The organism is Sphingobacterium gobiense, assembly GCF_002980575.1.
Taxonomy (GTDB): Bacteria; Bacteroidota; Bacteroidia; order Sphingobacteriales; family Sphingobacteriaceae; genus Sphingobacterium; species Sphingobacterium gobiense.
The window spans coordinates 1-11,920 of sequence record NZ_PVBS01000007.1 but is presented as its reverse complement, the minus strand read 5'-3'; the positions used below and the strand labels follow the sequence as shown (position 1 = coordinate 11,920).

The window sequence follows — 11,920 nt, the reverse complement described above, 5'->3', positions numbered from 1 at the left end:
ATGATGCCTCTCACAGGAGGAGTTATTGTTCAAAAAGGCGTATAATTTGGTGTAAGAGCCGAAGAATTTTTAAAAACCACGTATATTCGAATATGTTTAAACGGCGTTGCATTATTCTACAATAGCTTTGAACAACATCTCAGGAAAATAGAATTGGTATTGAATATAGAAAAGAAATGAATTATAGAATTTTTAAAGGTGACCAGATTGCAGCAATAGGGTTGGGAACTTGGCAGTTGGGGAGCGCCGATTGGGGACAAATAGACGAAGTCAATGCATTGGACATCCTGAACACTTATGTAGAAGCAGGTGGAAATTTTATCGATACAGCCGATGTGTATGGCATGGGAACCAGCGAACGTCTCATTGGAAAATTCCTCCAACAGATCGACAAGAAGGTTTATGTCGCAACGAAATTGGGTAGGCGGGACGATGCGCCAAACGGGTGGCCGCAAAACTTTACTTATGACGCGATACGAAGACATGTAGAGGATTCGTTGACCCATCTTGGACTAGACCAACTGTATCTGGAGCAACTGCATTGTATTCCGACGGAAGTTCTTCGTAAAGGAGAGGTTTTTGACCACCTCCGCCGTATACAGGAAGAAGGTCTTATCCAGCATTTCGGCGTCAGTGTCGAAACGGATGAAGAAGCGCTTATTTGTCTCGAGCATCGGGACGTCGCTGCGCTACAGATTATATTCAATTTGTTCCGCCAGCATCTAGCGGATGATTTTTTTGACAAAGCCAGCGCGCAAGATACAGCACTTATCGCCCGGGTACCCTTGGCGAGCGGCCTCCTTAGTGGAAAATTCAACCGGTCGACAACCTTTGATGATAAGGATCACCGTCATTATAATGCCAATGGCGATGCTTTCAACGTAGGTGAAACCTTCAGCGGGATTGCCTTTGAAAAAGGCATCGAATTATTGGAGGAAATCAGGAGCATCCTTCCCGAAGGAAACTTGGCACAACAAAGTCTCCAGTGGATATTGCAACATCCGGCAATCACAACCGTCATACCCGGAGCAAGCAAAGTGGAGCAGGTACAATCCAACATCGCAGCCGCACAACAACCGGATCTAGATGACCATACCCTCCAAAAGCTTAAAAGACTCTATTCCGAGCGGATTCGTCCGGAAATCCGGGGAAAATATTAACACACAATACGTTGGTTCCGAGCCAGACCTTATTTCAGACGAAAAGCCACAAGAAGTGGCTTTTTTATGCTATTGTTACGAGCATTCCTATTAGCTGACTGTCGCCGACGACGTCTGCGCTGAGCGATCTACTTTTTTAACCAGCCCTTGTAACACATTTCCCGGGCCAACTTCAACGAATGCTTCTGCACCGTCTGCCAGCATCTGTTGTACCGTTTGAGTCCAACGGACAGCTCCCGTTAATTGTGCTATTAGATTGGTTTTAATTTGTCCAGGATCAGTATAAGCTTTTGCATCCACATTTTGTACAATAGGACAAATAGGTACTTTTATTTCGGTTTCTTCGATTGCAGTCTGCAATTCTACTTTAGCAGGCTCCATCAACGGCGAATGAAATGCTCCTCCAACATTCAACTTTAATGCCCGTTTGGCTCCCGCCTCAGTCAACAAAACACAAGCTTTATCTACACCTTCTATTGTCCCTGAGATAACTAATTGTCCTGGGCAATTATAGTTTGCTGCAACAACAATATCTTCTACTTGCGCACATACTTTCTCTACTATTTCATCGTCTAACCCCAAAATAGCGGCCATTGTTGATGGTTGCGCTTCACACGCCTTCTGCATCGCATTAGCACGTTTTGCCACCAATCTTAACCCATCTTCGAACGATAATGCTCCTGCTGCTACCAATGCGGAAAATTCACCTAACGAATGACCCGCCACCATTGCCGGCTGAAATCGGTCACCCAAAGCTTTTGCCAATATAACCGAGTGAAGAAAAATAGCTGGTTGTGTCACATTGGTCTGTTTCAAATCTTCATCTGTTCCGGAAAACATCATATCGGTGATACGGAAACCGAGAATATCATTCGCTTCTTCAAAAAGAGATTTTGTTTCGTCATTTAAATTGTATAAGTCCTGCCCCATTCCTACGAACTGAGCACCTTGACCTGGAAAAAGGTATGCTATTTTCATGTATTTATTTGTTTAATTTTTACTGGCTGATGAGTACTTTCCTCATCAAAATTAAAAAATTCTGTTGTCTTTTTACTTAATCTATTCGGGAACAAACGTCAAGGAGGTCAATTTTTTTTCGTCAAAAATATCCTGTGCAATGGCTAACAAATCACTAGTAGACACCATGTCTATCTTTTCAAAAACTTCATTTAGTGATATGATCCGATCGTAGTCCATCACATTTTTTGCTTCCGCTATGATCATGCTCATCCGGTTCTCCTCCGCCAGCGCAATTTGTCCCTTAAATTTATTTTTTGCCTTTTTAAGTTGGTTTTCGGAGACACCTTTTGCTTTTAGTTTATCCAGTTCCCGAAAAACCAGCTTTTTTGCACGCTTGATTTTTTCTTCATCCGTCCCAAGATAAATCGTGAACAGTCCTGTATCGATAAAAAGTGTATAATTTGATTCAATGGTATACGCAATTCCATACTTTTCCCGGACAGCGAGATTCAGGATAGACGTCATACCGAAACCACCTAACATATTATTGAGTAACAGTAAACCAGTTTTACGATCGTCATGAATACTGTATGCTGGCGCTCCCAACATGAAATGCACCTGATTGATGGGCTTCTCTATCTCAATATGCTGCGATACATTCACAAACGACTCTCGAGGAGCGCGTGCGGGCTTATTCTCCTTTACTGGTTCAAAGTAACGTCTTAACATCTTTTCAACCGTTTTTAACGCATAATTCCCCGATATCCCGATAACAATATCATCGGTATGGTAATTTTGCGCCATAAACCTTTGAGCGTCCTCTTTCGTAAAATTCAGCAAATCCTCTTCCCATCCAAGGATATTATGTCCTAGACCCGAATGTTGAAAAATCAAATCCTCATAATCATCCATAATCGACTCTTCGGGGTTATCCCGATAGGATGCCATTTCATCTACGATAACACCTTTTTCTTTTTCTATTTCATCTGCAGGAAATGTGGAATGGAAGATGATATCCTCAAATAGATCCAGCGCCTTGTGTAGGTGTGGTTGTAGAATAGAGGCATGAACACATGTATATTCCTTGGTGGTATAAGCATTCAAATCTCCCCCTACAGCTTCTAAATGATTAAGAATCTGTGGCGTGGAGCGGCGCTCTGTTTGTTTGAACAGTAAGTGTTCGATAAAGTGTGCCATCCCGTATTTGCCCGTCTGTTCATCTCTAGAACCGGCATTTACAACCAAACAGGTATGGGTAATAGGAGAAATCTGACGGTGAAATACCGCACGGATACCGTTGTCCAAGCGGATAATTTCATATTCCATATCTATCAAAGTCAAGCCGCAAAAATAGAAATAAAAAAGGACATTTACATCCGTGGACGTCTCATTCCTCCTGGGCCTCTTTCTTCTTGCGGTGCGATTCCTCCCGCAAATTTAGCGAGTCTATAAGTAAACAATAGCATAAAATAGCGGCCTAATCTATTTGTCCGCGTGTCGGAAATCTGGATATCGGACACTGTTCTCGAGATATTGGTTTGTTCATTTAATAGATCAAAAGCCTGCACACGTAAAGTTCCTCTCTGCCCTTTTAGGAATCGCTTTTCTACATAAGCATTAATGATAAAAGGATTATCATCATAGGCATTTCCTTGATAAAAAGTTTTCGAAACATCGGTTCCAAATATAATCGTCGGTGTAATATTTACAGACCCTACTAAATTCGGCGCCCATGAACGCATGACCACCGAACGCTCATTCAGCGTATTAAAAGTGTGATCCCAGCTATACTGTACTCCAGGATTAATTTCCAAGTTTTCGGAAGGTAAATAACGGAACATCAACCCTTGCATCAGATTCCAGTTTTGTGCTTTATTTAAGTCTCCCTCTGTATACGACGGGTTATTGTTATAGGAAGCTCTTCCCATAAAATTCAAGCTGTATACTTTGTTTTTGAATGATCGTCCGTAATGATAGAACCCCCGTAGATTGAAAGCGCCGTCCTCGTTCAAATAATTGGTTTCTTGAACTACGCCCAATTCAGAATCGGAGTATCGTAAATTATTGGAAACAATCTTATCTTGCGTAAAGGTACCATTCAATATCATGAAGAAAGTCTTTCCCGTCTGGAAATCACTACTATTAAAGCGAAACCGGACATTATGCTGAAATTCAGCATCCAAATCCGGATTTCCTGTAACAATATTGGTCGGGTTTGAATTGTCTGTAAAAGGCTGTATCTGTGTAACCGATGGTTCATTGGCTCGGCCCGAATAGTTGACTTGAAGATTCTTCTGCCTACTGAATTTATATTCAAACCGTGCAATAGGGATGAGATTAAAGCCATTTCTATGGATATCGATCGCATTTCCATCCACCAGCGCATCTCCATTTAAAATAGTTGGCTGGGCGGATAACCCTACAGCATATCTAACTTTATCATTATCGTAATTATAATTGGCTCCAAACCGATGTGTACTGAAGGAGTAATCATACATCCGGTCAAATATATAACGGGAATCATCCAGTACACTGCCATCCGCATTAAAAGCATCCTGTGAACGATTGTTATCGTACGTATTTACATTATAATCGTAAGAAAGCTCGATCTTGCCAAATTGGCTAACGGGCTCTAAATAAGAAACACTGGCTCCACCATTCCAACTCTTGTTATCCATCTCTGCTATCGTCTGCCTATACAAACTGTCCACCGTCATATCGCTGTTATTCGGATCGCCGACGATTGTCTCGATAATTCTGTCTTGATCTTGCTTTGTTCCAGAAGACGATATATTCATATTAAAGAAAATGTTCCTTCCTTTATCGTTAAGACGTCGATTATACAAGGCACTAACGCCCATATTTGGCGATTTAGATACACCATCAAGATAGTTGGATTCTGTATTGTATAATTCGCTGTTCAACAGGTTTTCGTTAAAATTTTCACTAACGGTGGTCGTACGACCATAGCCGATTTGAGGTGATACTTTAATAAAATCCCGTTCGGATGGTTTCCACTCAAAATTAGCGTCAAAACGATGTGAATTACCGATGGTATTGGTATTAGATGTAGAATTTCTATCGAGAATAGAGTCTGGGTAAATAAACTTATTCAAACTGGATGATAGCGCATCGTTATCATCGTGCCCGAAGCTATAGCTTCCATAAACGGTCAGTTTATCACTGATATCCTGCCGATAGTTTATACCGAGTGATCCCGTGTTGGTAATCCCATTACCGCCACCGAACATACCGCCTCCTCCGCGTCTTCCCCCGCCTCCTTGCCGACGGCGAGCTCCACCACCCTGCGTATTGAAATCAAACAACGGCGCATTAATATTATTCAAATTTCCGAGTACGGATAGCTGCATCTTATCTCGCATCGCCATGATACTCGCCGTAGCTTGATAACGGTCATCCGTACCATAACCAACCCGTAACATCGAAGTATAGCCATTATTTTTATCCGGATCGATCTCAATATTTAGAACTTTCTCCGCATCTCCGGTCTTGTTTCCGGTCAAGTTTGCCATATCCCCATAATCATCGATAACCTGCATCTTATTGATAATGTCTGCTGGTAAGTTCTGTGTTGCGGTTTTTACATCACCGCCAAAATAATCTCTTCCATTTACCCGTACACGTGTAATCTGCTCGCCTTGGGCTGTTACGTTTCCATCTTTATCGACCTCGACACCTTGCAATCTCTTCAATGCATCCTCAGCTAGTGCTCCTTCTCTTAATTTTAAATCTTTCGTGGCATATTCTATGGTATCTCCTTTTACTTGCACGGTAATAACACCATCCACGATCACTTCCTCCAGCATATTCGCTATTCCTTGTAGCTGAAACGATGGGATTGTCATTTTATCCTGCCCCGGCGAAAAGCTAAATTGTCGGGCAAAGGGTTCAAAGCCTAAACTGGATACTTTGATCGTAAACTTGTCAGATTTTACATTATTGAATGTGAATATACCCGCTGGCGAAGTGCTTGTTCCCAAGGTATCTTTATCACCCTCCAATTGAACAGAAGCGCCGGCCACCACCCTGGACTCATTGTCCCGTAACATGCCCTGTACCGTTTTACCTGTCTGTGCAACAACATTGGAAGCGGATAACCAAACTGCCAGAACACAAATTATTATCGAAAAACTTTTCATATTTTTTATATCGTATACTAATCTAATGATGTCTCTAAAAGAACGGTTAATGTTAGTTGATCTTTAGACCTAGACCGAGGTGCGGGTCTCCCTCGATAAGGACCGTACATTCCCCCAGAACGACTAGCACTTACTTTCTTAGACGAAATTAATGGTGTAAAACCATCATAAATGGTTAGCTTGAGCGTTGCGACAGGTGTCGTGTAATCCAGCAATGGTTTTGGTATAACTGCTTCATAATACAACTTCCCGTCATCCATGCGAGCAATGGCTTCCAATCCATATCCATTTTTTAAGGACAGCAATCCGTTCGGCACTGTAGGGAAACCATATACAAAATATCCTCGCGATCGATCTATTAACGCAGTTTTATACGCGGCGTCTGAATCGTGGCTTTCATTCATCATTGCACGCTTCACCTCACTATCGGGATAAGGGAACAGGAACTGAATATCATCTCTATTTTTTTTATTAGACTGTACGGTCAGCAAAATCCCGTTTCTGGCAGCCAAATGCTGTATCATCGGGTTCTCTACACGAATGGCAATATAGAGATTAGCGGCATCCTGTGCTAGCTGATAAAACCAAAACCCTTCATCTGCCACATTATATAATGTATCCCACTCTCCCAAATCAGCATCAATCTTTATATTTGATAATGACGGAACCGTTATCGTTTGTTTCTTTTGTGCAAAAGACGGACTCATTCCTATAATTAATAGTACGCTAAGAAGAAGAAGTGCTTTCATCGTTAGTTGTTATTAACTTCATTAAATGATTTACTTATAGACTTGCTAATCACGGCAAAGTAAAAAAGCAAGAATGCTTTTTTATCGAATATCACACAGATGTTACATAGAGCCCCAGGGGCGGCATGTTAACATCCTCTACAATGAAGGTTTTCTTTAATCAATTTTTCGTGTTCTTTTTCTCCGCGAAAAAGAACCAAAAAGCTCGTCACTCCAAATGTTTTACATATGAGATAGTGCAGAAATAAGTTTGTACAGTTGTAAAACATTTGGATGTGACAATTAAAGTTAAGGAGGGTTCATGCAGTTGTACTATCCCGCCTTTAACCTCCGAATACCACATATAAACTATTCTCGATGCAAGAGAAGTGCGGAGCAGTGGGACGCATCAAAATTTTAAAGTGGCGAGTTTTTTTGTTAGCGTTACATACAGTCCGATCATATTCGTATTTTAGCAGGATGTTATTACCAACTTTTCAGCAGGGTGTAATGGAAGCGGGATGTGACGAAGCGGGAAGAGGATGCTTAGCTGGTCCAGTATTTGCCGCTGCCGTTATCTTTCCTCCGGATTATTGCAACGTATTGCTTAATGACTCTAAACAACTTTCTGAAAAGAAAAGAATGGCTTTACGTCCCATTATCGAGAAAGAAGCGTTAGACTTCGCCGTTGCCAGTGTTTCCGCAGCAGAAATTGACCATATCAACATTTTAAATGCTTCCTATTTGGCCATGCACCGCGCATTGGATCAACTCAAGACAAAGGCGGCTCATATCATTGTAGACGGTAATAGATTCAGGACATATCAAAATATACCCCATCAGTGTATTATAAAAGGCGACGGAAAATATTTATCTATTGCCGCCGCATCTATTTTAGCTAAAACCTACCGGGATGAATATATGCACAACCTTGCAAATGAGTTTCCACACTATGATTGGTTGTCTAATAAAGGTTATCCAACAATCAAGCACCGTACCGCCATTTTACAGTATGGTATTAGCCCGCACCATAGAAAATCCTTTCGGGTCACGGATCCGCAACTGAAGTTGTTTTGATAGATACAAAAAAAGAGAAGAGACGCAATTCTCGCGTCTCTTCTTAGGCTAGTTCTTTGCTAACTTGGTTTGTCCAAGTCGTATATAATCCGTCATCACATTCAGACTTTCATCTAGGATGAAATCAAAATCTGTTTTAGGCTGCGGCTCGCCTTCTTTCCACAAAGGAAGTCCACGTAGTTCCAGCCCTTTATTAATACGTGCTCTATTTTTAGCTCTGGTCTTCTCCCGTTCCTCCTTCAACTTTTCTTGGTTTAAGCTAATTTCTTGAATAGAATCTAGCTTCTGGAATTCCTCAATATCCTCCAAAAGATACGCATACTCTGGCGATTTCTCCATACGGGATTCATGAATCGCTGTCAACTGATCTTTCACATTGGTTAAATCTGCAACAGCCGCAAAACTAGATGGTTTAATCTGATCCCATGGTAAAGCCGAAGGTTCCGAACTTTCTCCAAATCGCTCTGCCGAATACTGTGTTGGGAAGGAAATATCCGGTATTACACCTTTATGTTGCGTACTACTTCCTGTTACACGGTAAAATTTACCCATCGTAATGTTAATTTGACCGAATTCGGGGGCTCCGTTAGGCGTGTCTGGATCTTTGTCTAATCCTTTAGCTTTTAATAACAATTTATTGGTCGCACTGATAAATCGCGACATATCAATTGCGGATTGAACCGTTCCTTTTCCATAAGACTGCGTTCCTAATACAATGCCTCGACCGTAGTCCTGAATTGCACCGGCAAAAATCTCTGATGCTGAGGCGGAAAAACGGTTAATCAAAACGCCAAATGGACCATCCCAAACCACGCCAGGATCGTTATCATTATCCACTTCTACGCGATCACGGACATCACGGACTTGCACAATCGGACCTTTGTCAATAAACAAACCTGTCAATTCAATAGCTTCCTGTAAGGATCCGCCGCCGTTGTTCCTTAGATCTAGAACCACAGCATCAACATTTTCCTGACGGAGACTATCCAAAATTAAACGAACATCTTTCGTTGTACTCTTATAATTTGGATCACGGCGACGATAAGCTTCAAAATCGATATAGAATTTTGGTAGCTTGATCAGACCTACCTTATAGGTTTTCCCGTCTTCTCCCTTAACCTGTTTTATTTCTTTCTTAGCAGATTCTTCTTCAATAACAATTTTATCTCTTTTAAGCGCTATAATCTTTGGCTGCGCGGTGAGCTCCTGACCTGCCGGAATAACTTTCAATCGCACAATAGTATTCTTTGGCCCTTTAATTTTCGCTACCGCTGCATCCAAACGCCAGCCGATGATATCGTCAAACTCTCCGTCTCCCTGTGCTACACCAATAATTCTATCATCTACATTCAAGCTTTTATCTTTAAAAGCCGGTCCGCCAGCAATAACTTCTTTAATGGTAACCATTTCATTTTCCATCATCAAGCGCGCACCGATACCTTCAAACGTGTTGGACATGCTCTCATTGAACGCTTGCGCAAACGACGGATTATAATACGTAGTATGTGGGTCAACAGCATCTGTCAAGGCTGACATGATCAGCTGAAATGCATCATTTGAGTTCGTTTGCTTCGCCTGACTAACAAGATTTTTATAGCGTTTTCGCAACGTTTCCTTGTGTTTTTCTACGTCTACAGAATCTTTATCCGTACTGGTCAATCGCAAATTCAACAAATCATATTTTACGCGTTTACGCCATTGATCTTTCAGCTCTGTATCGTCTTTAAAATAAGGGAGCTTTTCCCGGTAAGCCACATATTTTTCCTCTACATCAAAATCATGAGGAGCATCTACTTGGGTTAATGCATACTCCATGGCTTCCAAATAGCGTTGCGAATATACATTGAAAATGTAGAATGGCGCGGATAGATCTCCCTTCCTAAAATCTTGACTGATCGTATTTTCAAACTGCCGAAAATCATCGATATCAGACTGTAATAGATAATTGCGTCCCTGATCCATCGACTTCAACAGATTTGTGAAAACAATTTGTGATAATGAATCTGTCATTGGAACTTTCTTATAGCTATAGTTTTCCAATAGATTAGCAACCTCGGCAGCGATAACTTCATGCTGAGCCGACGGTTTTAATTGTAATGCCTCTTCATCCAAACTCACCCGGGGTTTTGATCCACAAGCTATAAATGAAATTAAAGCCAGACCAAATACAATATTTTTAAACATATAAGCTATCTTTTTAAAATACATTTGCGATAATCCTTTTCAGCACCAAAAATTTATAACAAAATTTTGATTGCCATAAAAATACTGAAAACAATGTACAAAAATAATAGTACAATCAAAATTAACGACAAGAAGTTACGAAGTTAAACATTAATTTACTTTTAAATAACTTAATAAATGTTAAGAATTGGAAATGGAAAGAAAGAGAAAATAGACTGATTTGTGAATGTGCAAATTAGGCTATACCTTTGTAAAACAGAAAGGAACACATATGAAACTCGATAAAAAGAGTCATTTTTATACTATTGTAGGTATGTTTGCGCTAGGGCTTGGCACAACTTATGCCCAAATGCAACAGATCGACAGCCCATTGGATCCGGCGGGATATATTAATAAATACAACACAGATTTTGAAGGTATAGGCCCCAGGGTATATGTACTTCCCGCCCCCCGTACCCGAGAAGAGCTGCTGACGGACTCCTACAAGCAGAAGCTGTCTTTTCAGGACAGCATCGACAGGGCACTTGATCTTCAGCAGTTGATTGCGGAATTTAAAACCACCCGAGCTGAAATGAATGTGCGATACCTGTTGTCGCCTATGCCTGATACGGCTTCGGCATGGAATGAACTCGTGGAACGAGAAGTCGGGCAAGGTAATTATAACACAGCCTATGGCTTGCTGCATACTTACGCTTTACTATCTTTAAAAGAAGGAACGATCAGCCAAACTTTAGGTTTGTTGCAAAGTGCTCTTCAGCACGCGCAGAAAACACCAAACGCAACCGATATCGCCGTTATTCAGTATAATCTTGCCAACATTTATTTATACGATAAGAACATTCAACAAGCCGGTTACTTTCAAGAAGCTTATTATAACACCGCAGTTCAACAAAAAAGTGTTATTGACCAAGCTAATTCCCTTCTGAAAATAGCGCTCATCCAAGCATATGATCAAGATTACCGTTCGGCCGAGAATAACATCATTCGTAAAGCTATCCCTTTGCTGAACCGAGCGAAAGCTTACGAACAAAAAATTATTGCTTGGCAGACGTTGGCCCGGATTTATCAATTACAAAACAAACATACAGAGGCCCAATGGTTTCTGATCCAGGCACGTGACCTTGCGAATAAAAAAAACTTCAGCAGAGAACTTGCTGAAATTGAATATATGCTTGCATCGTCTAAGTTTGTTCAAAAGAATTACAATGTTGCGAAAAAAGAGTTTCTCCAAGCTGGCGAGCTCGCAAAATCGGAAGATAACAAACTGCTCCAACTGGCTATTGTTGACAAACTAGGACAGATATACATAACACAGCGTGACTTTAATAACGCTGAAACAGCCCTACATGATTATCAAGATTTGCGGTCGGAGATTTTTGGAAATAGACTTTATTAAAGAAAGAGAGCAATCTCTCGACTGCTCCTTTCACTAAACAAAACAAAATTAGAAATTATTCGTTAAAAGCATCGATTCCGCTCTGTAGATAGGCTGCGTAGCTGTTTACATTGTAGTCAGCTCCGGTAGGGGGCACCAGCACCTTTCCGTCGGTGTCCACGATGACATAAAGCGGCTGGGAGTTGCTGTTGAACACGGAAGCCTGAAAATCGCTGTTCTTCTTGCCGATGGTATTTATCTTCTTGCCGGAGTACT

General features: G+C 41.1%; 8 protein-coding genes and 1 pseudogene. 3 read left to right on the top strand and 6 right to left on the bottom strand.

All coding sequences use genetic code 11. The features are described 5' to 3' along the window. The first annotated feature begins 176 nt into the window (after positions 1-176). Entirely contained in the window at positions 177-1,160 is a 984-nt protein-coding gene (locus C5749_RS19190; protein ID WP_105727840.1) for an aldo/keto reductase, read from the top strand. 90 nt (positions 1,161-1,250) lie between these two features. On the opposite strand, the gene fabD is transcribed toward C5749_RS19190, so the two are convergent. The 4 genes from fabD to C5749_RS19170 all read right to left on the bottom strand — a co-directional run bounded on the left by fabD (position 1,251) and on the right by C5749_RS19170 (position 7,029). Beyond that, a complete protein-coding gene (fabD, locus tag C5749_RS19185) occupies positions 1,251-2,138 on the bottom strand; it encodes an ACP S-malonyltransferase (RefSeq protein WP_105727839.1) in 888 nt (295 codons plus the stop codon). Between the two features lie 81 nt (positions 2,139-2,219). Further along, positions 2,220-3,446, bottom strand: coding sequence for a M16 family metallopeptidase (locus tag C5749_RS19180; RefSeq protein ID WP_181151535.1), 1,227 nt, complete (start codon positions 3,444-3,446; stop codon positions 2,220-2,222). A 44-nt stretch (positions 3,447-3,490) separates the two neighbouring features. Beyond that, on the bottom strand, positions 3,491-6,280 hold the full coding sequence (locus C5749_RS19175; protein WP_105727838.1) for an outer membrane beta-barrel protein: 2,790 nt from the start codon (positions 6,278-6,280) through the stop codon (positions 3,491-3,493). Positions 6,281-6,297: 17 nt separating this feature from the next. Further along, positions 6,298-7,029: a hypothetical protein gene (locus C5749_RS19170; protein WP_146113797.1), complete on the bottom strand. Its 732-nt coding sequence runs from the start codon at positions 7,027-7,029 to the stop codon at positions 6,298-6,300. 459 nt (positions 7,030-7,488) lie between these two features. Between C5749_RS19170 and C5749_RS19165 the strand changes: the two genes are divergently transcribed. Beyond that, positions 7,489-8,085 (top strand): ribonuclease HII, encoded by a 597-nt coding sequence (locus tag C5749_RS19165; RefSeq protein WP_105727836.1) that lies wholly within the window; start codon positions 7,489-7,491, stop codon positions 8,083-8,085. Positions 8,086-8,133: 48 nt separating this feature from the next. Here the strand turns inward: C5749_RS19165 and C5749_RS19160 are convergent, their stop codons facing one another. Next, on the bottom strand, positions 8,134-10,269 hold the full coding sequence (locus tag C5749_RS19160) for a carboxy terminal-processing peptidase (protein WP_105727865.1): 2,136 nt from the start codon (positions 10,267-10,269) through the stop codon (positions 8,134-8,136). Positions 10,270-10,540: 271 nt separating this feature from the next. On the opposite strand from C5749_RS19160, the gene C5749_RS19155 reads away from it, so the two are divergent. Then, positions 10,541-11,665, top strand: a complete 1,125-nt coding sequence (locus tag C5749_RS19155) for a tetratricopeptide repeat protein (RefSeq protein WP_105727864.1) — start codon at positions 10,541-10,543, stop codon at positions 11,663-11,665. Between the two features lie 55 nt (positions 11,666-11,720). On the opposite strand, the pseudogene C5749_RS19150 reads toward C5749_RS19155, so the two are convergent. Next, positions 11,721-11,920, bottom strand: a pseudogene (locus C5749_RS19150) (hypothetical protein); the annotation flags it as partial.